Source organism: Sphingobacterium sp. WM (assembly GCF_029542465.1).
GTDB lineage: Bacteria > Bacteroidota > Bacteroidia > Sphingobacteriales > Sphingobacteriaceae > Sphingobacterium > Sphingobacterium cellulitidis.
The window spans coordinates 1,321,160-1,345,793 of record NZ_CP120709.1 but is presented as its reverse complement, the minus strand read 5'-3'; the positions used below and the strand labels follow the sequence as shown (position 1 = coordinate 1,345,793).

The window sequence follows — 24,634 nt, the reverse complement described above, 5'->3', positions numbered from 1 at the left end:
GAAGATAATTTAATAGAATGAGTGTAAAGACTTTCGGATATAGCCAAGACTTCGAATTAGAAAGCGGGAAAAAACTGGCAAATCTACAGATAGCTTACCATAGTTATGGAGAGCTAAACGAAGATAAATCCAATGTGATATGGGTTTGTCATGCTTTGACTGCTAATTCAGATGTATTTGACTGGTGGCCAGGATTATTTGGCGAGCATGAGTTATTCAATGATAAAGATTATTTTATTATTTGTGCCAATGTATTGGGTTCACATTATGGAACGACGAATCCCTTATCCATTGACCCCAATACAAACCTGCCCTATTATTCAGACTTTCCACAGTTCACCATTCGTGATATCGTAAAAGCCCATCAATTGCTGGCAGACCATTTAGGGATAAATGAAATAAACACTTTGATCGGTGGATCCTTAGGTGGGCAGCAGGCATTGGAATGGACGGTTGCAAAAACTATTAAAATCCATAACCTGATAGCCATCGGAACCAATGCGTTCTTTTCTCCATGGGGCATTGCATTTAATGAGAGTCAACGACTGGCAATTGAGGCAGATTCAACCTTTACTGAAAAAAGAGACGATGCTGGTATGAAAGGCTTAAAAGCCGCACGCAGCATGGCCTTATTATCTTATCGAACATACAATGCCTATGGCACCACGCAGGTAGAGTCTGACCATGATAAGACGGATGCCTATAAAGCATCTTCCTATCAATCCTACCAAGGCGATAAATTGGTGAGAAGATTCAATGCATTCTCCTACTGGTATCTGACCAAAGCCATGGACAGTCATCATTTGGGAAGAAGTAGAGGCCAGGTAGAACAAGTTTTACAATCCATCGAAGGAGTTAATGCCCTAATCATAGGAATTCCTTCGGATGTTCTCTTTCCGCCACAGGAACAAGAATTTATTGCTAAAAACATTCCACATGCAGAGTACTATGAACTACACTCCTTTTTTGGACATGATGGATTCTTGATTGAAACAAAAACCCTAACTCAAGTCATTGGAAACTTTCTTGAGAAAAATAATACAAAAGCAGAAAATCACTTAAATTTAATTAAAGAATAATGAGTAAGAAACTTACCATCGGGATGTTTGGATTTGGTGTGGTGGGACAAGGTTTATACGATATCATAAAAACAAAGAACCTAAACTTAGAGATTAAGAAATTCGTAATCAAGAATGCAGACAAGAAAAGGACATTGCCTGCAGAGTTATTCACTACAGATGCCAATGCGATTTTAAATGACCCAGAAATCAATACGGTAGTTGAATTAATTGATGATGCGGAAGCTGCTTTTGAAATTACAAAAAGAGCGCTGACAAGCGGAAAAAATGTAGTTTCAGCCAATAAGAAAATGATTGCAACCCATTTGGAAGAATTAACGGAGATTCAAAATCAACATGGGACTTCCCTATTGTATGAAGGAGCTGTTTGTGGAAGTATTCCAATCATCCGGAATTTAGAGGAGTATTATGACAATGAGCTGTTGCACTCTGTGAGTGGTATTTTCAACGGTTCATCAAACTATATCCTATCCAAGATCTTCAATGAAAATCAAAGCTATGATGCAGCATTGAAGAAAGCACAGGAATTGGGATTCGCAGAAACTGACCCAACCTTGGACGTGGGAGGATATGATCCAAAATATAAATTGGCTATCGTGGCATCACATGCTTACGGAATCTACATCAACCCGGATGAAATCCTTAATTTAGGTATTGACACCTTAGGAGATGCAGATATTCGCTATGCAAGGGAGAAGAATTATAAAATCAAATTGATTCCATTGGCGAAGGAAATTTCCAACAATAAAGTAGTTCTTTATGTGCTTCCGAAATTTATTTCAAAAGGCAATATCCTACAAAATGTTGAGAATGAGTACAACGGAGTATTGGTAAAAGCAGCCTTTGCAGATGAGCAATTCTTCTATGGTAAAGGTGCTGGCGGTCATCCTACAGGATCAGCGGTTCTATCCGATATCGCGGCCCTGAGATATGATTATAAATACGAGTATAAAAAACATTTAGAGGCACAGCAAGTAAGCTACTCAACGGATTATAGTTTTAAAGTTTATTTCCGTTACGAGGATGAGGATGTATTGGAAAACATTGAATTCAGCAGTATTTCAGAGCGTTTTTACAGTGATGATCATAAATACGTAATTGGGACAATCAACCTACAGGAAATTATTGCAAAACGTGAAATTATCCATCAACAAGGTAATTTCTTAGCAGAGATTCTATAAATTCCATTTTAAATTAAAATAGAAAGTGTTTTTCCTTAATTGGATTAACACTTTTTTATTTTTAGAGGCTAAACCTCTCTATTTTAGGGATAAAATTATTTGAGAGTAAAAATCTTCAACAATATTATTTTATTTATAAACGGGAAATTAATGGCTGCCTAAAAAGTAGGACAATAAATTGAAATTTAGACTAGGAAGTAAAAAATTTTTTACGATATTAGCTAATATTCCCCTACCTAGAGTAACATTCTTATTACATAGTAGTTTTTTGGCATTTAATAGGTTAAATATCTGTTAATACATTTGCTTTGTCATGGTTTTTGCTTTATATTATCAAATATTTATTATATAAACTTAAAAATCAAGGTGATCATGAGAAAGTGGAATGTGTTAGTACTACTAAATGCAGTATCTATTGGTTTGTTTGCACAAGACGGAACCAAAACTAGCACGAGCGAGGGATCTGCATTAACGTATGTAATTATCGGAATTATTGTTTTGACAGTAGCTATTTATATGTTATATAGCCGTCAAAAGAGAAAGTTTAACGATTAAAAACGTATTTAAAATACGAATAATAAAAAAGGCCTGATTTCATCAGGCCTTTTTTGATTAATCTCTTTTAAGTCCAAATTTTTCAATTTTACTATAAAGATGACTACGTTGAATATCTAAATCATCTGCAGTTTTGGATACATTCCAATTGTTTCTTTCCAACTTATATTTAATGAATTCACATTCAGAGAAGTCTTTGAAGTCTTGGAAGGAAGTAAATTGTTCCATATCAAAACCATTGGAGTTATGATTGGAGGAATGGTTATTTGAAGCTGCCGGTCCACCTGGGTTAGCAAATTTCAATACATCTTCTTCGGTGATTTTCTTATCACAAAGAATAATCAAACGTTCAATCATATTTCTTAGCTCACGGATATTACCTGACCAAGGCAAAGATTGCAAGGCTTTCATTGCATCTGCTGTAAAGGCTTTCACCGGCATACTGTATTCGGCACAAATCTCCTCACAGAACGCTGTTGCTAAGGTTGGAATATCGTCTTTTCTTTCGGCTAAGGAAGGAACGTGAATTAAGATAACGCTCAAACGGTGGAATAAGTCCATTCTGAAGTTACCATCTTCAATTTCTTTTAGTAAATCTTTGTTGGTCGCTGCAATAACACGAACGTTGACATCAATTTCCTTTTCACCCCCTACCCTTGTAATTTTATTTTCTTGCAAGGCTCTCAACACCTTAGCTTGGGCAGAAAGGCTCATATCACCAATCTCATCCAAGAATAAAGTACCATTATTAGCTTGTTCGAATTTACCGATACGTTGTTTTACGGCAGAAGTAAAGGACCCTTTTTCATGTCCAAATAGTTCAGACTCGATCAATTCAGAAGGGATAGCCGCACAGTTGACTTCGATCAAAGGCGAGCTGGAGCGCGTAGATTTCTCATGCAACCAACGAGCTACCAATTCTTTACCGGCACCATTGGCACCTGTAATCAATACACGAGCTTCTGTTGGAGCAACCTTTTCAATGGTATCCTTAATTAAACTAATACCTGATGAATCTCCTAGGATTTCTTTGGTTTTGGAAATTTTACGTTTTAAGACTTTGGTTTCTTTGACCAAGGAGCCTTTTTCCAGCGCGTTTCTAACGGTTATTAATAACCTATTGAGGTCTAGCGGTTTTTCAAGGAAATCAAAAGCACCTTTTCGAGCTGCCTCCACGGCTGTTTCGATGGTACCATGTCCGGAGATCATGATGAACGGGATATCGGAAAATTCTTTGGCTGAGGTCAGTACTTCCATACCGTCCATCTTATTCATCTTGATATCACATAATACCAAGTCGATTTTTTCCTTTTGTAAGATTTTCAGACCATCTTCACCGTTATCAACATCTAGGACCTTATAGTCTTCGTATTCCAAGATGTCACGTAACGAGCTACGAATTGGACGCTCATCATCTATAATTAAAATTGTTGTCATAATTAACACACTTGTTTATAGGCAATAGAAAATGTTTAAATAAAAAGAAGCAAACTTTGTAAGCCGGGTTCTGTATTCTAAAATAAGAATTTCTATCATTTATCTAGGTTTGCATTCACATGCAAACTCCATCAACCTACCCATTGCAATTGCTCAAGGCAGAAAACGAGCAGCTTTCAATTCTTGCAACCTATTTGGTCTTTCAACATACGAGGTTTACCGAGATGCATGTTGCCATGCAAATCCGTGAGCTCTTACCTCACGTTTTCACCCTTACCCCGAAAGGCGGTATATTTTCTGTGGCACTTGCTGTCTAATTTTTTCAAATCAGCCTTCCCGTTAGGAAGCGTATTGCTCTGTGTTGCCCGGACTTTCCTCTTCATTTTTAAAATGCAGCGATAGAACCAGTTTGCTTCAATGTGCAAAATTACAAAAAATTCAACGGAATAAGGCTAAACATACATGTTAGGATAGGTTAAAAATATTTTTAAGAAATATGTAAAAATTTTCTTTAGCAGCTGTAGCGATATAAATAATTGTGTCGTTATATGATAAAACATAAGTCGACAAGATGTTCTTTTAACTATTTATTAATTTAATTTATATAACAAACAAAATGAAAACTACTACATTTTTAAGAACATTATTAGCTATTACGGCAGCAGCAGGTGCAATGACATTTATTTCTTGCAAAAAAGACGATCCAAAACCAAAACCTAAAACAAAATTGGTGAATGTGGTTTACAAAATTGACTCCAAAGAAAAGGATCTGAAATTGACTTCTTTAGTAATTACTGGATATAAAGGTCAAGATTCAACCGTTTCAACAAAAGATCTAAAATTCCCTAAAGAAATTAAATTGAGAAGACCAGCTCCAAAAAAGAATGCCATGTTGAAAATCAAAACAAAAGTAGACAAACCTGGAAAAGTAAATTTGGAAATCTTAGTTGACAATAAATCTGTTAAAAAAGCTGAAGCGAACATCACCGACATCAAAAATGAAGGCGTGATTGAACACAAATTCTAAGGAAAAAAAATTAAAAACAATTAATACTTCTTACCCAATAAAATTACCAGGCTGTACATTCATTGTACAGCTTTTTTTGTTTGAAAGAATTAAATATCTTGTGCAATAGCATAGCCAGCAGCCCATGCCCATTGGAAGTTATACCCGCCTAACCAACCCGTAATATCCACGGCTTCTCCTCCAAAATATAAACCCTTAATTTTCTTGCATTCTAAGGTTTTGGGATTTAATTCATCCGTAGAAAGACCTCCACGCATGACTTCTGCTTTATCATAACCTTTATCTCCTGCAGGTTTAACTTTAAACTGATGAATGCTATCTGCTAATAACTTTGCATCTGCTTTGCTTAGGGAGGCTATTTTGAGGTGAATTGGCAGAAAGGCTCCAAGTGCATCGACCATTTTTTTGGTAAAATGATCATTTAATAATTGTCCGACGGTCCTTCGGCCGCCTGCATTTCGCTCTTCTTTGATTAGTTGATCAATCTTGAATTTGGGCAACAAATCAATGGTGAATTGCTGACCTGGTCGCCAGTAAGATGATATTTGAAGAATAGCAGGTCCACTCAATCCCCAGTGGGTAAAAAGAATATTCTCCTCAAAGGATATCTTTTCATTGTAAACTCGAGAATAAACGGAATTTCCAGCAAGGGATGCATACCAATCGGCATCCTTACCTGTTATGGTCAATGGAACCAAGGCTGGAGCAGTTTCTACGAGATTGAGATTAAACTTTCTAGCCAATTTAAGAGCGAAGTCTGAAGCTCCTAATTTAGCTACCGGCAAACCGCCAGTGGCAATGACCACTTTCTTCGTTGATATTTTAGAGGCTTTCCCTTCCTTCTCCACCGTTATTTCAAAACCGAACTCAGTTTGTTTTACCTCATTTACCAAGGCGTTCAACCAAATATCTTGTCCAGTGTCATACATGAGTTTTGTAAAGACAGCAACAATATCCTTGGCTTTATTTGTTGTGGGAAACAATTGGCCCAAGGTTTTTTCCTGTCCTCTGATTTGGCCAAATTGTTCAAAAAAATTGATGGTATCCTCTACAGACCATTGTGAAAATACTGCATTAAGAAATTTGGGATTTTCGGAAACGAAGTTATCCGTAGAGGTATAAATATTGGTAAAATTACAGCGACCACCACCTGAGATTAGGATTTTTGCTCCCGGTTTATCATTCCTTTCGATCAATAAGGTTTTCTTTCCAAGAAGACCGGCTTGAACTGAACACATTAATCCACAAGCACCGCCTCCAATGATAATCGCATCGTAATCTTTCATTAGGAAATCAATTCTCCTTCCAATGAAATTGTTCTTTGTTCCGCCCAGGATTTTTCGGCAAGTTCTAAGATTCGAATGACATCTCTCGCTTGTTCTGGTTTAATATATAAATCTTCTTCTCCACGGATTGCTGATACGATATTTTTATAGAAATCTTGTCCAGACCCCCACTCACTAACTATTTTTTCTTCAACATCTGCCCCATTTTCCAGAATTGAAAGTGTTCCTTGAAATGCCGAATCTTCTTTTCCCCAGTCATTCACCGATGATGGAGATACTCCATCGCGCAGCAAAGTTTCTTGTGGGTCAACTCCCCATTTGACAAAACAGCCGTTCATTCCATAGACCGCATATCTTGCCGTCGATATTTTGGCTAGCATTTGACCTTTCAAGGAGACCTTGATTCCAGGGAAGGATAAAATAAATTCAAAATCATCTATCGCTTTTGCGCCATCGCGTTGAACTCGAAGGTCAGCAAAGATGGCCGTCGGCTTTCCAAATACTTGCAAAGCTTGGTCGATCAGATGCGCACCAAGGTCATAATGAATACCTGAACCTGGTAAATTCTCCTCACGCCATGCTCCTTCTCTCAGGAAATTTCTGAAACGATCATAGCGGGCCTCATAATTGACCACACGTCCTAATCTTCCAGATTCAATCACCTTCTTCACTGTTTTAAAGTCTGAATGATACCTGGCATTGTGATGCACAGAAATCAATAGATTTTTCTCTTTTGCCAAAGCAATTAGTTCATCAGCTTCGGAGCTGTAGTTGGTGAAAGGTTTTTCAACAACCACATGTTTGCCAGCCTCCAATGCTGATTTAGCCAAACTAAAGTGTACATCATTTGATGTAGCAATCGCTACAATATCCACTTCAGGATCATTGATGATATCATCTGCCGATAACACTCCAATCGCATCAGGATAGCGTTCCGCCAACATTTTCTGCTGCTCAGGTTTGCGGGCAGTGACCTTATATAACTCCAGATCAGGATTGCCATTAATAAATGGGGCATGAAAAACATGCCCACCTATTGAAAATCCTATTAATCCAACTTTAAGTTTTTTCATATTTACATTCTTTCAGGCACCTGAATACCTAATAAGTTCATACTTTCAGCAATGACTCTTGCAGCAGATGCTGACAATTGCAAACGGAATCCTTTGACATTTTCGTCTTCTGCCTTCAGGATGGTTTCCTCATGGTAAAATTTATTGTATAGCTTCGCTAAATCATAAGCGTAGTTGGCTAATTGCGCCGGGCTAAATTCATTTGCTGAAGCTTCGATAATCGCAGGATAATTTGATAAGGCCTGAATCAAATCTCGTTCATAAGAAGAAATAGAGGCAGGAGTTTTCACTTCAACAGCTTGATATTCAGCTTTACGCAACACTGATTTAATACGAGCATGGGTATATTGGATAAACGGGCCTGTATGACCTTGGAAATCCACAGATTCATTCGGATCAAAAAGAAGACGTTTTTTAGGATCCACCTTCAATAAGAAATATTTCAAAGCCCCCATACCAATGGTTTGGTACAAAGCAGTCTTCTCTTCTTCGTTGAAGCCTTCTGTTTTTCCTAATTCTTCTGTTCTTTCTTTCGCTGTTTCAATCATTTCGGACATTAAATCATCCGCATCCACTACAGTTCCTTCTCTAGATTTCATCTTTCCTGAAGGAAGGTCAACCATACCATAGGAAAGGTGATACATTCCATTAGCCCATTCCTTGCCTAGTTTTTTAAGGATTGCAAACAGCACTTTAAAGTGATAATCCTGCTCATTTCCAACCACATAAATAGACTCATCCATTTTGAATTCATCATATTTCAATTGGGCAGTCCCTAAGTCTTGGGTGATATACACAGATGTGCCATCACCTCTAAGCACTAATTTTTGATCTAATCCTTCATCCGTTAGGTCAATCCAGACTGAGTTATCTTCCTTTTTGAAGAAAACTCCTTTTTCAAGACCTTCCTGGATAATATCTTTTCCTAATAAATAGGTTTCTGATTCATAGTAGAATTTATCGAAATCAACACCCAACTGTTTGTAGGTTTTATCAAAACCTGCATATACCCAGCCGTTCATTGTTTTCCAAAGGTTGATAACCTCCGCATCGTTTGCTTCCCATTTCTGAAGCATCACTTGTGCTTCTTTCATCAATGGAGCATTCTTTTTGGCATCATCTTCAGATTGACCTTCTTGTTTTAGTTGATCAATTTCCTTTTTATATTCTTTGTCGAATACCACATAGTATTTTCCTACAAGATGGTCGCCTTTAAGTCCGGAAGATTCTGGTGTTTCACCGTTACCGAACTTCTGCCATGCCAACATGGATTTACAGATATGAATACCACGATCATTCACAAGGTTGGCTTTCACCACGTCATATCCGTAAGCTTTTAAGATTTCAGCAACGGAATACCCCAATAAGTTGTTACGAATGTGTCCAAGGTGCAATGGTTTGTTCGTATTTGGAGAAGAGTACTCCACCATAAGCTTTTTACCATTTTTAGGGTACTTAGCAAATGATTCCGAAAGGATGGTTTGATTTAATAATTCGATCCAATAGGTATCTGAGAAACTAAGGTTTAAAAATCCTTTGATGACATTGAAGTCCGCAATTTCTTGGATGTTTTCTTTTAGATAAGTACCTATTTCATTTCCAGTCACTTCCGGAGATTTTTTAGAAAATCGGGTAACAGGAAATACAACTAATGTGATTTGACCTTCAAACTCTTTTCTTGTCTCTTGTAATGCAAGCTGGGATGCAGGGATTTCTGCTCCATACAATGCACTTACCGCTTGAACTGTCTTCTCAATAAGCAGTTCTTGAATTGATTTTGCCATGTAAATATTTCGTAATATTCGTAACTTTCTGATAATGAATTTAAAAAATAACGCCTTGATTATTTAGGTATTCATCACGAAAGCATATCTTTGCCAAAAATAATAAAAAATGCAGAGCTATCAGGAATTTCTTGACTTAAGTGTTGGTTTTCCGCAAGACGGATTCGATATCATCGATGACGAATTGTACTTCCACGATTTGAATTTGATGGAAATGATAGAAACGTACGGTACGCCGCTACGTTTTACCTATTTACCCATTATCAGTAAAAAAATACAACAAGCGAAGATTTTATTTCAAACAGCCATGTTGAAATACAATTATCGCGGATCCTATAAATACTGTTATTGTACGAAATCTTCGCATTTCAAGCATATCGTAGAAGAGGCTTTGAAGAATGATATCCACTTGGAGACCTCTTCAGCTTTCGATATGCCAATGATTGATGCGTTGGAGAGACAAGGCAAAGTCACAAAGGACATTACAGTAATCTGTAATGGTTTCAAGACTTACCAGTACAAGCAATATATTGTAGACATGTTGCATGATGGTTTCCACAATATTATCCCTGTATTGGATAATAAAGAGGAGTTCAACATGTATGACGACGAGGTTGAATTATCGGAACCTTGTAATTTGGGTATCCGTATTGCTGCTGAGGAGCAACCTGATTCTCAATTCTATACTTCCAGATTAGGAATTAGAATGGAGGATGTTATTGATTTCTATAACAGCAAAATCGTTGATAATCCACACTTTAAAGTGAAACTATTACACTTCTTTATCAACTCGGGTATTTCGGATACTCCTTATTACTGGAATGAGTTAGAGAAATATGTGACGCTTTATTGTAAATTCAAGAAGATCAATCCGGATTTAGATACCCTAGATATTGGTGGTGGTATGCCTTTCAAAGATTCATTGGTTCATGATTTCGATTATGAATACATGGTCAATGAAATTGTCAACCGCATCAAACAAATCTGTGCGCACCACGAAGTCGTGGAACCAGATATCATTACTGAATTTGGTAAATACACAGTAGCAGAGGCTTCAGGAATTTTATATAAAGTATTAGGTAGAAAACAACAAAACGACCGTGAGAAATGGTTAATGTTGGATGGTTCATTTATTACGAACCTACCTGATGTTTGGGCATTGAACCAAAAGTATATCTTACTTCCAATCAATAACTGGGATTCAGAATATGAGCGCGTAAACTTAGGCGGTATCACTTGTGATGGTCAGGATTATTACAATCAAGAAGCCCATATGAACTCTGTGTTTATGCCAAAAACTAGAAAAGTGCAGTATTTGGGATTCTTCCATACAGGAGCGTATCAAGAAGTATTAAGTGGCTATGGTGGTATTCACCATTGTCTATTACCATCTCCAAAACATGTGTTAATTCGTAGAAATAGAGACGAAACATTTAACTATGAGGTATTTGGAGAAGAACAAAACTCGAAACAAGTAATGAAATTATTGGGCTACCAATAAGATCATCTCATAAACGAAAAAAAGCAAGTTAAATCAGATTAACTTGCTTTTTTGTTTTAAAGTGTAGGTGTTCAACTTTTAATTTCCCTCCTTTAGCACTAAACTTTTAATTTCTTTTCTTAATTCACGAGGTAATTGCATAAATACCTCTGGTTTTAAATTGAGTTCAACAGAACTAGATTTTGAAGTTCGGTGGACAAAAAATAAATTGATAAATCCACCTCCTAACCACTTCCCATCCTTGATTAGGTACTCGCCATACTTCAAATCCAATTCATTAATTGTGTTAAAAAACTTCTGCTGCGCAGAATTCTCAATTAAATACATGAATTTTTTGTTTAATGTGAAAGAACTGTGCACAAAAGTAAAAAACACATGATTAATTATTTGTTAAATTTTTAATTATTTTATAATATTAAACCACAAAGGTTAATCGTTAAGCGGATGCAATATCCTATTTTGAAATATTTTATTACAATTAGATTACAGTTTATGCTGTAAATTGCTTCGCATTAACATGAAAAAATTTTTTAAAATCCTTATGTATATCATACTTGCATTGGTCCTGATTGTTGGACTTGCAGTCTATCTTCTAAGCCGTTCTGAACAGATGGGAGCCTTAGCTTCAGGCGACCGTATAAAAAGAATGGAGAATACTTCAACTTTTAAAGATGGCGTATTCGATAACCTTGAAAAAACACCTGCAATAAAAGAAGGAGTTAGTCAGGTTTCTGTATTTAAATCCTTTTTCTTCGAGAAGGATAAAAGAAACGTTCCTTCGAAACCATTACCTGTTGAAAAAACAGATTTAAAGAACATTCCTCTGAATGAAAACGTATATGTTTGGTTTGGTCACTCATCTTACTATATGCAAATTGATGGAAAACGGATTCTTGTGGATCCAGTGATGAATGGACATGCCTCTCCTATTCCAGGAAGTGTAAAGGCTTTTCAAATGACTCATAAATATCAGGTTGAGGATTTTCCTGAAATTGATATTCTAATCATAACACACGATCATTATGATCATCTTGATTACCCAAGCATTTTAAAGTTAAAAACTAAAGTAAAGGATGTCGTAACGAGCTTAGGTGTTGGTGCGCATCTTGAGAAATGGGGCTACTCAAATGAACATATTCATGAATTATATTGGGGTGAAAAGTTAAAATTGGACAGTTTAGAATTTACTGCTGCTCCCGCAAGACATTTTTCAGGTCGTTGGTTAAAAAGAAACACCAGTCTTTGGTCCTCTTTCATACTTCAATCTGATTCTTTAAGAATTTTTGTTGGTGGTGATTCAGGATATGGAAAGCATTTCAAGGAAATCGGTGATAAATACGGTCCATTTGATATCGTAATCTTGGAAAATGGCCAGTATAATGAGCTTTGGAAATACATTCACTTGATGCCTGAGGAAGCGGTTCTTGCCGCCCATGATTTACAGGCCAAGAGAATTATACCGGTTCACAATTCTAAATTTCCTTTGGCAAATCATGCTTGGGATGATCCTATGATTCGAATTACGAAGGAAGCAAAGAATCAGAATTTTCCGATATGGACGCCTAAGATGGGGCAACTCATCTATTTAGATAAACCCAATGAAACTAATGAATGGTGGTTGGGAATAGACTAAAAATTAAGGGCTGCCAAAATTGGCAGCCCCACTTTTTATTAATAGTCTAGTTGTATCCTGGATTTTGTTTTACAGCGCCATTTGACTGATTTACGGCAGCTCTTGGTAAAGGATAGAGTACGACATGATCTCCCGGGGTATAGCCATCATCCTTAGCTCTCTGAACATATAAGCCCCAACGGATTAAATCGTCACGACGAACTCCTTCTTCCCATAACTCAAACAGTCTTTCGTTTTGTACTGCTTTTCTAAAGGTATCTTTCGTAAGACCCGATAAAGCTGGCAATTTACCATGAACAGTACGAACATCGTTCAAGAACGTATAAGCTTCAGAAGTTGGTCCATTGAGTTCATTCAAAGCTTCTGCATATAATAATTCGACATCAGCATAACGATAGACAATCACATCAACAGCTGTAGACATGGAAGATACTTTTGCTGGATCTGGACCGTATTTATCCATCACGGCTCCAATATCACCTCCTGCCCTCGCGTCGCGGTAAACGACCTTACCACCTTGCATAGTCGGGTATTTCTCCAATAATAACTTCAACCTATAATCCGCTTTGTTGAATTGATCATATGTTTTCCAAGGCATTCTATAACCTCCCCATGGAGCATCACCTCCCCCTACAGTCACATCATAATAATCGGTTGGTAGATAATGCGGTCTATAGCCATTCCCAGTGGTACTTGAAGTAGCATTCGCCACTACCGCGAGAATGATTTCATCGTTACCACCTTTGTTATTCATATTAAAGTTGTCTTCGTATTTTGGAGTAAGGCTGAATCCTATAGCTTTAATTTGTTTACCCATTTCAATGGCATCAGCCCAACGTTTCTCTTGCATGTAAAGTTTCATCAAAGCAGTCAGACAAGCTGATTTGGAAAAACGACCATAGTCTGCACCTTCAAATTTGGCAGGCAATACAGCAATAGCCTCCTTAAAGTCCTTTTCTATGAAGCCAATCATTGCTTCTTTAGTAGGACGAGGAATAGTATTTGATTCTGGAGTGTTCACCAAACTTGGATCTAAAACCACAGGAACTGGACCATAATATAAATACATTATCTGCATAAAGAACCCTCTCAAGCCTTTTAATTCTGCTATATATCTCTTTTTAAGGTCCTCATTCATAGATACTCCCTCAATCTGAGGAATCAATGTGGTAATCCTGGAAGTATAGCGCATTAAAAACACATAGTGTTGCGTAATCTGAGAGAAATCTGGATCAAAGTTCAACATATTTAGTTTTTTCCAACGACCAGCATCATCCCAGTTACATATAGCTTCATCTGTCGTCTGACCCGCTTGGGTCGTGATACCCGTCATTGTAGCTCCGTATCCATTCCACATACTTCCTTGCATAATTCCAGAATACATGGCTGTCACCGCGGAAGTCACATCATTTTCTGTTTTTAGGAAATTTGAACCGTTCAATTCCTGATCATCTCTGTATTCCAAACCTTTTTCACAAGAAGTGAAAATTGGGGACAAGGCAAGCATCAACACTGTTGCCTTAATCCATTTGTTCGTTATATATTTTCTTTTCATTATGCCTGCAATTAAAAACTAAGGTTTACACCCAATACGTAAGAAGTAGTAAGTGGGTAATAATTATTTTGATTCAATTCTGGGTCAAGTCCCGGATATTTGGTAATTGTCCAAGGATTTTGAACATCAAAGGAAATTCGAGCGCCTTTTATAACCTTCTGATTCTGCAACCATGCCGAAGGGAAAGAATATCCTAAAGTGACATTTCTTAACCTTAAGAAACTTGCATTCATCATCCAGTAATCTGAGTTGTTTTGATAATTGGCATATCTTGAATCAGATAAACCTGTTGGAAAATTCGCATCTGTATTATCAAATGACCATCTCTCTAAGCTAATTGGCATGGTATTCCAATCGAATGAGCCCATGTTTGCTGCTAAACTAGCAATACGGAAAGATCTGTTTGGTCCATATGGACTCCATGCTTTCAGGATAGCTCCTGAGAAAAATACATTCAAGTCAAAATTCTTAAAAGTGAATGTGTTTCCAAAACCAAAGTTGAACTTAGGATCTAAATTGGCAATCAAGGTTTGATCTGCTGCATTAATGATTCCATCAGGTCCTGCAAGATTACCTTGGTCATCATAACTCGCACGGTCATTTAGAATTAAGCTACCTGGTAATAAATTAGGCATATGTGCAGGAGCAGCTCCTTCTCCTCTGAAGATTCCATTCGAAATATATCCAAAGGCAGGGTTATAAAGTGCTTCTTTTCCTGTAGCTGCCTTAAATCTTTCTAGTGTTGCCAAAGTCTGTGGAGCACGCTCTGTCCAATAACTCAAATAATGTGAGAAGTTAATACTCGTCGACCAGGTAAATCCGTTATTACCGGACTGATCAACAACATTTTTTGTTTGAAGGGAAATATCATATCCATCGGTACGAGTTTTACCAGCATTGACAGTCTGAAGTCCAACTTCATAAGGTGAAGGCGTTACCACATTAAACAATAAACCGTTTATTGTCTTGGTATACACATCCACTGATCCTGAGATACGGTCGTTAAACAATCCAAAATCAAGACCTGCGTTCAATTCTTTGGCTGTCTCCCAACTTAAATCAGGATTTGCTAACCTACTAATACCAAATCCTGTTGCTGGATTGGTCCCATCTCCAAATAAATAGCTATAATAATAGTTACTAGATCCCTCACGAAAATAATTCAAGTAAGCCATTTGAGCTGCACTTGCAATATCTGAGTTTCCAGTTTCACCATACGAAAGACGCAGTTTCAAGAAATTAACAGGTCCTTCTGAATCTTTGATAAAGCTCTCCTCTGAAATCAACCAGTTCAAAGCTACCCCAGGGAAATAACCCCATTTCTTGTTATCAGCAAAGTTTGAGGCACCGTCTCTACGCAAGGATGCCTGTAAAGTATATCTATCTTTATAAGTATAGATTCCACGGATAAAGTAGGATGCAATAGTCTTTTCACTTGAACCCGATCCAACAGAAGGTTTCGGACTTTGGCCTACTCCTAAGTTATGATAAAGAAATGCATCTGTCGGGAAGTTTTGATTCCCCGCACTCATAAATCTCGTTTTAAATTGGTTGTAGGAATAACCTAACACCCCATTGATTTGATGATCAGATCCAAATCGCTTATTATAAGCTAAAGTATATTCTAGCAATTTGATACCAGCATCATTTTTTGACACATTACCAATACCGCCAGAACGCTCTCCTAATAAATATGTTCTCGGAAGATAAACATCACGGCCACTTGTAGAACGGTCATAACTGTACATCCCTTTAGCTGTTAATCCATCAATTATTTCCCAAGACAAGTAGGCGTTGGTTAATAAACGAAATGTATTCAAATCATTGGTAACATCTTGATAAGAAAGAGGATTTGGAAGATTTGGATATCTAGGATTTATTGGATAAGTACCATCAGGATTTTGAAGTGGTAAATTAGCTGGATGATACAAAGCCGCAGTTAAAACACCTCCTGCTTCATTAGCACCACCAGTACCTGTTGCTAATATTTTTCCATCTGACATGGTAGCACTGATTCCGGTTTTAATCTTATCTGTAATGTTTTGATCGAAATTAGCTCTAAAGTTATAGCGCTTCATTCCACTCGCAATCAACACTCCTTTTTGATCAAAATAGTTACCAGAAACAAAGTATTTAGTGTTTTCAGATCCTCCGGAAAGAGAAATGTTGTGTTGCGTGGTATAACCATTTCTATGAACAGCTTCCATAGCATTTGGCAACATCGCTGTATTCGCAATTTCATCTGTAGTAAAACGCGGTTTATATGGCGTAAGCGTTGAACCATCAACAGTTCCATAAAATGGTCCTACTTTATTATTCTGCATCCATCTCTCCAAACCAATTTTATTCACCTGTTCCATATAGGTTCTTGTATCTAGAACCTCATACATTTTATCAGCTTGTTGGAAACCATATGTCCCAGTATAATCAATCTTAGGAATTCCGGCTTTACCTCTTTTAGTGGTAATCAAAACTACACCAGCACCTGCCCTAGCACCATATATGGACGCTGAAGCCGCATCCTTTAACAACTCAATGGATTCAATATCATTGGAATTGATAAAGTTCAATGGACTCACATCCTGATTACCCTGTGTTGATACAGGTGATCCTGGAATGGATGCTCCACCATTTACAGGAACTCCATCCACAACATACAATACGCCAGCACTGGCATTTGAAGGGTTATTTCTAATTCTTACTGAAGCATTAGCACCCGGCTGACCCGTTGCTTGCATCACCTGAACCCCAGCAGCTTTACCTTGTAAGCCCTGCGTAAAGTTAGAAGTTGTGGAAACCGCAGCAAGGTCTGAACCTTTTACTGTAGAAACCGCACCTGAAACATTTTTACGGTTAACGGCCCCATAACCAATCACAACCAATTCTTCAATAGCTTCTGAGGATTCATGTAATACGATATTCTGCAAAGCAGCTGTTGAACTTACTGGAATCTCAAGGGTTTCATAGCCTAAAGACTTAATGACCAAAACATCTCCAGGGTTCACATCAATAGTAAACTTTCCTTCAGCATCTGTAGATGTTCCTCGGGTAGTACCTTTCACTGTAACTGTAACACCGGCCAATACTTTCCCTTGACTATCTTTAATTGCACCATTTACAGGATCGAAGGTCTTGGCAGATTGGTCTCGCTGAATCGAAATTGTTTTTCCCTTAATCGTATACTTAAAAGGAATATGCTTAAACAATTCATCCAAGGTTTCTGAATTCGACTTGTTGGCCATATCGAACTGCTTTACCCAAACATCTTTTATTTCAGATGTTTTGTAAAAGAAAACATAACCTGTTTTCTTTTCAACAGATTTCAACATTTTCTCAAGTTCAACCGAAGGAGCCGAAGAAACAACTGTCTGCGTATTGACATTCGCGTAAGTTTCTTGCACAGATGCACCTACAAGAATAAAGGAACACTGAATGGCAAACAAAAGGTTAGACTTGCGCTTCCAGAATTGATGAGATTCCTTCAAAGAACCGCATTTTCTAATTGATAATTTGGTCATTTTAGTTATTATGATTTATAATTTATTTATTATTCAGACTAAGAATCAACGGGGATTCTTAACCTTAATGGTTATTCAACAATTCGAATTTTATGGCTTGAAATAACTTTATATTTCAAATTGGTTCCTCCCAAAATCTCCAAGACTTGATTCAAAGTCAGATCCTTACCTATCTTTCCAGAATATTTTTCAGATTTTATAGAGTCTGGGAATTCCACCTCGAAATTATACCATCGACCCAATTCGGTCATGACATCCTTCAAATCCGCATTATTAAAGCTGAAGAAGTTCTCTTTCCAGGCTATATGATCATCCGGATTATCAAGTAGGCTTACAGTTATATTTCCATTTTTTGCAGCAAAAGCGACTTCTCCCGGTTTCAATATCCGATTTGAAGTACCATTGACCACCTTCACTTTTCCCTCAAAAAGTGAAGTATAAATCCCATTATTTTCTGGGTAGTTCCGAACATTAAAATGGGTTCCCAATACCTCTACTTCAGAATCTTGGTTTTCAAATTTTACTCGGAATGGTTTATTAGGATTTGAAGCCACTTCAAAGTAGGCCTCACCTATCAAATAAACCTCCCTTACCCCAGAACCAAATTGAATAGGATATCTCAATTTACTACCTGAATTCAACCAAATGGAAGTCCCATCACTCAGGTTAACTTTAAACTTTTTGCCTTTAGGAGTTTCTATTTCTTGATATACCAAGACGTCCATAGCTTTTTCCTGGATTATCGAATAGGTAGCATCGCTTCGATTTACCTGGATTCTTACATTTTCGATTTCATTGATCGTAGACTTGCCTTCAGGTAATGAACCCAGATCCAATATCTTACCACTTTCAAGTTTCAGAATACCACCATCAGTTCCTGGTTGAAAATCTTTCACAACAAAGCTTTCTTCTATTTCAGGAACCGACGATTTATGCTGTTTATAGAAGTAAAGGGGGATAATGGCCATTATGATAATGGCAGCAGCAATTGAAAACCACTTGATATAGCTTCTTTCCTTGAAAACAACTGGCGGCAATTCACTTTGGGAAACTTTATCAATTTCAAATATCTCATTAAGGCTATCTTGAAATTTCTCCTCCGAAAATGACAAACCTGAAGAAGATTCAGATAGTTCATGCATTAACAATTGCAACTTTTCTTCAACTAAAGATGGATTCTGAGACAGTAATTCCTCAAATTCAATCCATTCTTCTGCTGACAGGCAATCATGGTAATACCCCTTAATTAAATAATAAGCTCTGGTTTCTTGCATGGTTAGTAATAATTGAACCCCTATTCGAGTAGCTTCATATAGTAATGAATACAGTTTTGGGGACTACTACTATTCAAAGTGAAAAAATATTTAAATTATTTTCAGTGTGACCAATAATAGCAAGGTGATTTGGAAGTTTTGACTCTCTAAAGATTTTCGAATATCTTTTAATGCAGAGGTCAGGGTATTATACACCGTATTGGGAGAAATATTTAATACAACAGCTATCTCAGAGGCAGAAAGCCCTTTTTCTCTACTCAAAAGATAAACTTCCCGCCTACGTTCAGGCATATTCAAGATGGTTTCTTGAACCAATTGTTTTATTTCATAGAGCTCTGTAAATCGTGGATTTTCGAATCCCTGCAGATCTTTATTATCGTAAAGAGCTTTTAAATTATTTGCTTTTGTTTTTTGCTTTACTTCTTTGCGAATGAAGGTTAGACTTTCCGTGCTGACCACTTTAAAAATCCAAGCTTCAAAGTTTTCAATCTCAGATAATCGATCCCTATTAATCCAAACCCTCAAAAATGCTTCTTGCAAAATATCTGAAGCATGAGATTCATTAGATTTATAAATCCTGGTCAAATAAGCGTTCAGTTTAATAAAATAACGACGATAAAGTTCTGTGAAAGCACTTTCTTTACCGTTCGAAATCTCAATTAACAAACTCTTATCATCAATATTTTTCATCTAAGAGGACAGGAACAAATAGTTGTGAAAAATGGAAACAATTCAATAGTCAGGCAAAAATAATTAATATTGGAATAAATATTTTCCTGTTATCGCTTGTGAATATACAGTTATTAATGCTCCAAATTGAATAATTTATTGTAAAAAATTCAAATTAGAACTAAAATGAAAGTTTAACCACATTTTATTCCACTTTTTAACTATTCTTTTATTGCCTATTAAAGTTATTGCAGATTTTCAACGTATTAAGAAGTTTTTCTATAATTCCATATCGCCAATCCATTCAATAAAATTGCAAAGCCAATAATGATTAAGAAATGCTGTTGGATATCGGCAAAATCGCTTCCTTTTAAAACTATCATCCGAACCACTTCAATAAAATAGGTCATTGGGATAAACCTAGCAATAATATAAGCCCATTCCGGCATACTATCAATAGAAGTAAACAAGCCACTCATCAACATAAATATCATGATAAAAAAGAAGGCCACAGACATGGCTTGTTGCTGTGTTTCAGAAATTGTTGAAATAAGTAAACCTAATCCCAATACAGCGATCAGATAAATTGATAGGTATGCATACAACCATATTAAATTACCGACTGGTACAATTCCATAGATGAAACGTCCTACGACAAATAAACCTACAGTAAATACAAACAACCCTATTATCCAAAATGGAATTAGTTTCCCAAGGATAAACTGATATTTTTTGATCGGAGTCACATTGATTTGTTCAATGGTACCCACCTCCTTTTCCTTCACGATATTTAAGGCGCACATATAGGAACAAACCATGGTAACCAAGGCAACCAAAATTCCAGGAACCATAAATTTATTATAAATCAAATATGGATTAAACCAACTGGAAGAGGTAATATCAATTAATGAAGTCCCTGATTCTCCTTGCTGATTCAACCATTTCGTCCGGATATCAGCATTAAAATCCTTTATGATTCGACTTAAATAACTTGAACCCAATCCAGCTTTAACCCCATTGATAGCATTTGCTGCCACAAATAGTTCTGCGTTCTTTTCTTTTACAAGATCCCTTTCAAAGTGAGCCGGAATTTCTAAAACCAAATCAGCCTTATCCTGCTCTATTTGCTTTAAACCTTCTTTAAATGATTGTCCATAGTCGGTCAATCGAAAATAACCCGAGGCAGTTAACTTTGAAATCAACACCTGTGAATATGGGGAATGATCATGGTCAATGACTGAAATATTGATGTTCTTAACCTCAAAATCTGCAGCCAATGGCAAGATGATCAATTGCATGATCGGTGCAATAAAAATTAAAGGTAGCAAAGCTTTATTTCTAAAGATCTGTTTAAATTCTTTTTTCAATAAAAACATTAATGATTTCATTCCAACCTGGTTTTAAAATTCTTTAAACTTAAGAACAGTAACAAAACGGTCATTCCAACCAATATCAAAGTCTCCTTCCAAACTGCTGCTATCCCCAATCCCTTCAACATAATAGATTTCACAATAATGTAATACCATTTAGATGGTACAATATTCGAAATCAGTTGCAATGGCAGAGGCATATTCTCTACTGGAAACATAAAACCAGTGAACAACAAGATCGGCAACATCATCCCCATCATTGAAATCAACATGGCTGCTTGCTGTGATTTCGTAACATTAGAAATCAATAAACCCACCGATAAAGCACAGATAATCAAAAGAGCACTTTCCGCAATCAATAAGAGTAAACTTCCATGAATCGGCATCCCCAATAAAGTCACCGCCATGATTAGAATAACTGCTAGATTTATTAAGGAAAGAATAAAATAAGGAAGTGCTTTCGATACGATCACTAAAAAAGGATTGAAGGGTGAAACCAATAGGATTTCCATGGTCCCCATTTCTTTCTCCTTCACAATGGATACTGCAGTCATCAACACACATACCAACATCAACACCAACGCCATAATCCCAGGCACAAAGTTCGTTGCTCCTTTTAATTCTGGATTATACAACATTCTTAGTTCCGTATTTATGGAGTAAGGCTGGCTTTGGTTTTGCATCATCTCATTTTGATAGTCCATTATGATGGAGTTCGCATAATTTTGAAGCGTACTAGCCGTATTCGGATCTGAGCCATCCGATATAACCTGAATCTGAGCCTTCTTAAGATGCATCAAATCTTCATTAAAATTCACCGGAAAAATAATGGCCAACTTGATATTCTCACGCTGAAAGGATTCCTCTATCTGCTGATGATTCATCAAGGATTTAGTCAATTCAAAGTTTGGATTTGCTTCAAATTTCCTTGTAATTTCCATGCTTGCAACATCCTTAGCATAGTCGCAGATTACTATTTTGGCATTTTTAACCTCATTAGTCAAAGCAAATCCGAAGAGGAAAATCTGAACAATGGGCAAACCAAAAAGCATCAACAGGGTTTTTCTATCCCGAAAAACATGATAGAACTCCTTTCTTACAAATGACATAAACTGTTTCATTTAATCTCCTTTCCTTTTTGCGCCACGTGCTAAATCATAAAATACCTCATCCATCGTTTCAACGCCGAACTGCTTCTTTAAATTAATCGGACTATCCAAAGCCTTGATTTCCCCATCAACCATCATGGAAATCCGATTACAATATTCCGCTTCATCCATATAATGCGTCGTCACAAAAACCGTAATTCCATTTGCCGAAGCCGCATAGATCAAGTCCCAAAACTGTCGTCTCGTCACTGGATCAACACCTCCGGTCGGTTCGTCCAGAAATACAATCTTAGGATCATGAATGATAGCAACAGAAAATGCTAACTTCTGTTTCCAGCCCAAGGGCAATGAACCCACTAATTTCTTAGCCTCACTCTCCAGCCCCAATGTCTGAAGCAACTCCGCTTTTTTCGTCTTCAACTCCTTATTGTTCAAGCCATAAATTCCAGCGAAAAAATCAATATTTTCATTCACTGACAAGTCCTCATACAAGGAGAATTTCTGACTCATATAACCAATGTTCTTCTTAATTTCCTCCGTCTGCTTATAAATATCAAAGCCTGCAATACTCGCCTCCCCAGAACTCGGTTTCGATAAACCACATAGCATTTTCATCGCAGTAGTCTTACCAGCACCGTTCGCCCCTAAAAAGCCAAAAATCTCGCCCTTATAAACTTCAAAGCTAATGGCATTCGTAGCTATAAAATCCCCAAACTTCTTCGTCAATTTATCCGTTTTAATAACTATTTCTCGATCCATATCAATTCATCAGTTGAATAAAACAATCTTCAATATTGGGTTGTATCTTCTTGATTTCAACGCCTTTTTGCCCCTCTTCTTCCAATGACTTCAACAAATCATCAGTTTGATTCTCATTCATTTCATTGAAACTGATATGATGATACTCCCCAAATGCATTACAAGTTTTAATCATTGGATTTTTTCGAAGATCCAATAATAATTTCCCCATATCATTTGATTTAATGGCATATAATGGATCAGGATATTGTTTAATGATTTCATCCGGTGTTTCGACACTCAATATTTTCCCATTTTGAATCAATTCAATCCTTTCACATAAGGTCGCTTCATCCATATAAGGGGTGGAAACCAAAATGGTAATCCCCTGTTCCTTCAACCTGGATAGCATGTCCCAAAATTCCTTCCGGGATACAACATCTACACCAGTCGTAGGTTCGTCCAAAAAAAGAATCTCAGGCTTATGAATTAATGCACAACATAAAGCCAACTTCTGCTTCATTCCCCCAGATAGTTTCCCCGCTCTTCGATCTTTGAAAGGTTCAATCTGCACATAGATATCCTTGATCAAATCATAATTCTCCTCGATGCTCGTATCAAAAACGGATGCAAAGAAATTTAAATTCTCCTCCACCGTCAGGTCTTGATACAACGAAAACTTCCCCGGCATATAACCAACCATCTTCCGGATCTTTTTATAATCCTTCACCACATCCAATCCTCCAACACTGACATTCCCTTCATTTGGAAGCAACAAAGTCGTCAACACCCTGAAAATACTGGTCTTCCCCGCGCCATCAGGACCAATCAAACCAAATATCTCCCCTTTGTCAACCGAAAAACTAACCCGATCAACTGCCGTCAATGCCCCCTTATTATAGGTTTTTACCAAATCTTGGACTTGAACCATTTCCATGTTTACATGAATTTTATTTCGCCGTACATCCCTATTTTATAGCGACCATCGTTCTTAACCCTTACCTTAATCGCATAAACCTGATTTGCACGCTCATCCTTGGTTTGAATCGTCTTTGGTGTAAATTCAGCCTTGTCATTAATCCAGGTAATGATTCCTTCGGACTCATAGTAACCCTCGTCACCATTATCCGTCAATACTTTTACCTTCTGATTTAACTTCACATTCGGAAGCTGAGAACCAGTAATATAGGCCCTCAGAATCATGGTCGACAGATCAGCAATCTTATATAAAGGTTTTCCCATTCCTGCTGCTTCATTTACTTCTGCATATTTCGTCAACACAGTTCCATTGACCGGATTGATAATTTTTGATTTCTTCAATTGATCATCCAACTGATAGATTTGAACCTCCAAGGGAACAACCTCTTTTCCAATACTTTGATTTGATATCGACAATGATGATTGTTGAGCGTCCATTTGTTTGGTCAACAATTTGATTTGCGCTTCGATATCATCCAATTGCTTTGGTGTCGCAGCATCCCCAGCAATCAAATTTTGAGTCCTTACTTTCTCCTGTTCCAAGTGTCTGATCTGTTCTTTCAATGCCGATAATTGCACCGGAATATTGGGTTTTCTACTTAAGCCAGCCCCTACTTGCGCCTCCAACTGACGCTTCTTTAGATAGGTTTGAACCGTATCGATAAAGCCTACTTGCTGGCCTTCCTTCAATTGGTCACCTTCCTCCAAGTTAAACTCTTTGATCGTACCATTTGCCTCAGCGGATATAATGGTTTCAACAGCTTCAAAACTGCCCGAAGCATCAAAATCATCCTTATTATTTTTACAAGAACTCAAAAACAGTCCTACCATTAAAACCAAGCTTATATTAATTTTTTTCATACTGTA

Annotated in this window: 19 protein-coding genes and 1 other RNA gene; 5 read left to right on the top strand and 15 right to left on the bottom strand. The window is 37.1% G+C overall.

Translation table 11 applies throughout. The annotated features are described in order from the left end of the window. Window positions 1-17: 17 nt before the first annotated feature. Together metX and PZ892_RS05715 are read left to right on the top strand one after the other, a co-directional pair. Window positions 18-1,079 (top strand): homoserine O-acetyltransferase, encoded by a 1,062-nt coding sequence (gene metX, locus PZ892_RS05720; protein WP_094256837.1) that lies wholly within the window; start codon window positions 18-20, stop codon window positions 1,077-1,079. Further along, on the top strand, window positions 1,079-2,260 hold the full coding sequence (locus tag PZ892_RS05715) for a homoserine dehydrogenase (protein ID WP_094256836.1): 1,182 nt from the start codon (window positions 1,079-1,081) through the stop codon (window positions 2,258-2,260). Before metX ends, PZ892_RS05715 begins: the two co-directional genes overlap by 1 nt. A gap of 612 nt (window positions 2,261-2,872) precedes the next feature. On the opposite strand, the gene PZ892_RS05710 is transcribed toward PZ892_RS05715, so the two are convergent. Both PZ892_RS05710 and rnpB read right to left on the bottom strand, forming a co-directional pair. After that, window positions 2,873-4,252 (bottom strand): sigma-54 dependent transcriptional regulator, encoded by a 1,380-nt coding sequence (locus PZ892_RS05710; protein WP_094256834.1) that lies wholly within the window; start codon window positions 4,250-4,252, stop codon window positions 2,873-2,875. Between the two features lie 43 nt (window positions 4,253-4,295). Then, an RNA gene (gene rnpB / locus PZ892_RS05705) (RNase P RNA component class A) lies at window positions 4,296-4,667 on the bottom strand. Window positions 4,668-4,868: 201 nt separating this feature from the next. Here rnpB and PZ892_RS05700 point away from each other — a divergent pair. After that, a complete protein-coding gene (locus PZ892_RS05700; RefSeq protein WP_277712375.1) occupies window positions 4,869-5,279 on the top strand; it encodes a hypothetical protein in 411 nt (136 codons plus the stop codon). A gap of 89 nt (window positions 5,280-5,368) precedes the next feature. Here PZ892_RS05700 and PZ892_RS05695 read toward each other — a convergent pair whose 3' ends face one another. The 3 genes from PZ892_RS05695 to argS are packed head-to-tail and all read right to left on the bottom strand — an operon-like array spanning window position 5,369 to window position 9,422. Then, complete coding sequence (locus tag PZ892_RS05695; protein WP_277712374.1) at window positions 5,369-6,565, bottom strand: aminoacetone oxidase family FAD-binding enzyme; 1,197 nt, start codon at window positions 6,563-6,565, stop codon at window positions 5,369-5,371. Beyond that, the gene (locus PZ892_RS05690) at window positions 6,565-7,638 is read right to left on the bottom strand and encodes a Gfo/Idh/MocA family oxidoreductase (RefSeq protein ID WP_277712372.1); all 1,074 of its coding nucleotides are present in this window, start codon (window positions 7,636-7,638) and stop codon (window positions 6,565-6,567) included. The genes PZ892_RS05695 and PZ892_RS05690 overlap by 1 nt, the downstream gene beginning before the upstream one ends. A 2-nt stretch (window positions 7,639-7,640) precedes the next feature. After that, window positions 7,641-9,422, bottom strand: a complete 1,782-nt coding sequence (argS, locus tag PZ892_RS05685; RefSeq protein ID WP_277712370.1) for an arginine--tRNA ligase — start codon at window positions 9,420-9,422, stop codon at window positions 7,641-7,643. 109 nt (window positions 9,423-9,531) lie between these two features. Between argS and PZ892_RS05680 the strand changes: the two genes are divergently transcribed. Continuing rightward, the gene (locus tag PZ892_RS05680) at window positions 9,532-10,923 is read left to right on the top strand and encodes an arginine decarboxylase (protein WP_094256829.1); all 1,392 of its coding nucleotides are present in this window, start codon (window positions 9,532-9,534) and stop codon (window positions 10,921-10,923) included. Between the two features lie 78 nt (window positions 10,924-11,001). On the opposite strand, the gene PZ892_RS05675 is transcribed toward PZ892_RS05680, so the two are convergent. Further along, window positions 11,002-11,250 carry a hypothetical protein gene (locus PZ892_RS05675; protein WP_094256828.1) on the bottom strand — a complete coding sequence of 83 codons (249 nt, stop codon included), beginning with the start codon at window positions 11,248-11,250 and terminating at the stop codon, window positions 11,002-11,004. A gap of 190 nt (window positions 11,251-11,440) precedes the next feature. Between PZ892_RS05675 and PZ892_RS05670 the strand changes: the two genes are divergently transcribed. After that, entirely contained in the window at window positions 11,441-12,556 is a 1,116-nt protein-coding gene (locus PZ892_RS05670; protein ID WP_277712366.1) for an MBL fold metallo-hydrolase, read from the top strand. A gap of 46 nt (window positions 12,557-12,602) precedes the next feature. Here the strand turns inward: PZ892_RS05670 and PZ892_RS05665 are convergent, their stop codons facing one another. The 9 genes from PZ892_RS05665 to PZ892_RS05625 all read right to left on the bottom strand — a co-directional run bounded on the left by PZ892_RS05665 (window position 12,603) and on the right by PZ892_RS05625 (window position 24,628). Continuing rightward, window positions 12,603-14,111 (bottom strand): RagB/SusD family nutrient uptake outer membrane protein, encoded by a 1,509-nt coding sequence (locus tag PZ892_RS05665; protein ID WP_182498963.1) that lies wholly within the window; start codon window positions 14,109-14,111, stop codon window positions 12,603-12,605. An 11-nt stretch (window positions 14,112-14,122) separates the two neighbouring features. Beyond that, the gene (locus PZ892_RS05660) at window positions 14,123-17,629 is read right to left on the bottom strand and encodes a TonB-dependent receptor (protein WP_277712363.1); all 3,507 of its coding nucleotides are present in this window, start codon (window positions 17,627-17,629) and stop codon (window positions 14,123-14,125) included. A gap of 71 nt (window positions 17,630-17,700) precedes the next feature. Continuing rightward, the gene (locus PZ892_RS05655) at window positions 17,701-18,903 is read right to left on the bottom strand and encodes a FecR family protein (protein WP_277712362.1); all 1,203 of its coding nucleotides are present in this window, start codon (window positions 18,901-18,903) and stop codon (window positions 17,701-17,703) included. Window positions 18,904-18,993: 90 nt separating this feature from the next. Next, a complete protein-coding gene (locus PZ892_RS05650; protein ID WP_277712360.1) occupies window positions 18,994-19,593 on the bottom strand; it encodes a sigma-70 family RNA polymerase sigma factor in 600 nt (199 codons plus the stop codon). Between the two features lie 245 nt (window positions 19,594-19,838). Continuing rightward, window positions 19,839-20,960 (bottom strand): ABC transporter permease, encoded by a 1,122-nt coding sequence (locus PZ892_RS05645; protein WP_277712359.1) that lies wholly within the window; start codon window positions 20,958-20,960, stop codon window positions 19,839-19,841. After that, window positions 20,957-22,051: an ABC transporter permease gene (locus PZ892_RS05640; protein ID WP_229678280.1), complete on the bottom strand. Its 1,095-nt coding sequence runs from the start codon at window positions 22,049-22,051 to the stop codon at window positions 20,957-20,959. The genes PZ892_RS05645 and PZ892_RS05640 overlap by 4 nt, the downstream gene beginning before the upstream one ends. Window positions 22,052-22,063: 12 nt before the next feature. After that, window positions 22,064-22,810: an ABC transporter ATP-binding protein gene (locus tag PZ892_RS05635; RefSeq protein WP_277712358.1), complete on the bottom strand. Its 747-nt coding sequence runs from the start codon at window positions 22,808-22,810 to the stop codon at window positions 22,064-22,066. A gap of 1 nt (window position 22,811) precedes the next feature. Continuing rightward, the gene (locus PZ892_RS05630) at window positions 22,812-23,726 is read right to left on the bottom strand and encodes an ABC transporter ATP-binding protein (protein WP_277712356.1); all 915 of its coding nucleotides are present in this window, start codon (window positions 23,724-23,726) and stop codon (window positions 22,812-22,814) included. Window positions 23,727-23,728: 2 nt separating this feature from the next. Further along, a complete protein-coding gene (locus tag PZ892_RS05625; protein WP_277712355.1) occupies window positions 23,729-24,628 on the bottom strand; it encodes an HlyD family efflux transporter periplasmic adaptor subunit in 900 nt (299 codons plus the stop codon). Window positions 24,629-24,634 lie beyond the last annotated feature (6 nt).

Excerpts from the sequence above, each read along its gene's own strand:
- metX (WP_094256837.1), top strand. The coding sequence starts at position 18 with ATGAGTGTAAAGACTTTCGGATATAGCCAAGACTTCGAATTAGAAAGC.
- PZ892_RS05715 (WP_094256836.1), top strand. The coding sequence starts at position 1,079 with ATGAGTAAGAAACTTACCATCGGGATGTTTGGATTTGGTGTGGTGGGA.
- PZ892_RS05710 (WP_094256834.1), bottom strand. The coding sequence starts at position 4,252 with ATGACAACAATTTTAATTATAGATGATGAGCGTCCAATTCGTAGCTCG.
- PZ892_RS05700 (WP_277712375.1), top strand. The coding sequence starts at position 4,869 with ATGAAAACTACTACATTTTTAAGAACATTATTAGCTATTACGGCAGCA.
- PZ892_RS05695 (WP_277712374.1), bottom strand. The coding sequence starts at position 6,565 with ATGAAAGATTACGATGCGATTATCATTGGAGGCGGTGCTTGTGGATTA.
- PZ892_RS05690 (WP_277712372.1), bottom strand. The coding sequence starts at position 7,638 with ATGAAAAAACTTAAAGTTGGATTAATAGGATTTTCAATAGGTGGGCAT.
- argS (WP_277712370.1), bottom strand. The coding sequence starts at position 9,422 with ATGGCAAAATCAATTCAAGAACTGCTTATTGAGAAGACAGTTCAAGCG.
- PZ892_RS05680 (WP_094256829.1), top strand. The coding sequence starts at position 9,532 with ATGCAGAGCTATCAGGAATTTCTTGACTTAAGTGTTGGTTTTCCGCAA.
- PZ892_RS05675 (WP_094256828.1), bottom strand. The coding sequence starts at position 11,250 with ATGTATTTAATTGAGAATTCTGCGCAGCAGAAGTTTTTTAACACAATT.
- PZ892_RS05670 (WP_277712366.1), top strand. The coding sequence starts at position 11,441 with ATGAAAAAATTTTTTAAAATCCTTATGTATATCATACTTGCATTGGTC.
- PZ892_RS05665 (WP_182498963.1), bottom strand. The coding sequence starts at position 14,111 with ATGAAAAGAAAATATATAACGAACAAATGGATTAAGGCAACAGTGTTG.
- PZ892_RS05660 (WP_277712363.1), bottom strand. The coding sequence starts at position 17,629 with ATGACCAAATTATCAATTAGAAAATGCGGTTCTTTGAAGGAATCTCAT.
- PZ892_RS05655 (WP_277712362.1), bottom strand. The coding sequence starts at position 18,903 with ATGCAAGAAACCAGAGCTTATTATTTAATTAAGGGGTATTACCATGAT.
- PZ892_RS05650 (WP_277712360.1), bottom strand. The coding sequence starts at position 19,593 with ATGAAAAATATTGATGATAAGAGTTTGTTAATTGAGATTTCGAACGGT.
- PZ892_RS05645 (WP_277712359.1), bottom strand. The coding sequence starts at position 20,960 with ATGAAATCATTAATGTTTTTATTGAAAAAAGAATTTAAACAGATCTTT.
- PZ892_RS05640 (WP_229678280.1), bottom strand. The coding sequence starts at position 22,051 with ATGTCATTTGTAAGAAAGGAGTTCTATCATGTTTTTCGGGATAGAAAA.
- PZ892_RS05635 (WP_277712358.1), bottom strand. The coding sequence starts at position 22,810 with ATGGATCGAGAAATAGTTATTAAAACGGATAAATTGACGAAGAAGTTT.
- PZ892_RS05630 (WP_277712356.1), bottom strand. The coding sequence starts at position 23,726 with ATGGAAATGGTTCAAGTCCAAGATTTGGTAAAAACCTATAATAAGGGG.
- PZ892_RS05625 (WP_277712355.1), bottom strand. The coding sequence starts at position 24,628 with ATGAAAAAAATTAATATAAGCTTGGTTTTAATGGTAGGACTGTTTTTG.